1 protein-coding gene is annotated in these 213 nt (G+C 57.7%); it reads left to right on the plus strand.

The annotated features are described in order from the left end of the window. Positions 1-213: hypothetical protein (locus HMPREF2726_RS14205; protein WP_168163285.1), on the plus strand; the 213-nt coding region annotated here is incomplete at both ends.

The raw sequence follows: 213 nt of genomic DNA on the forward strand, positions 1-213 counted from the left end.
AGACACTGACGCCGTCAACGTCGCCCAGCTGAACGAACAACTCGCCGCCACTGAAAAAACCACCACCGTCGTCGCCGGTAAGAACGTTACCGTCAGCGAAAAAGTGGACGGCAACAACACCGAGTACACCGTTAACGCCGACAAGACCACCCTCAGCCAAGCGGCCAATGGTGCGGTTAAAGTCAGCGAAGGTGCGAAAGACGCCGACGGTGT

Source organism: Neisseria sp. HMSC074B07 (assembly GCF_001810355.1).
GTDB lineage: Bacteria > Pseudomonadota > Gammaproteobacteria > Burkholderiales > Neisseriaceae > Neisseria.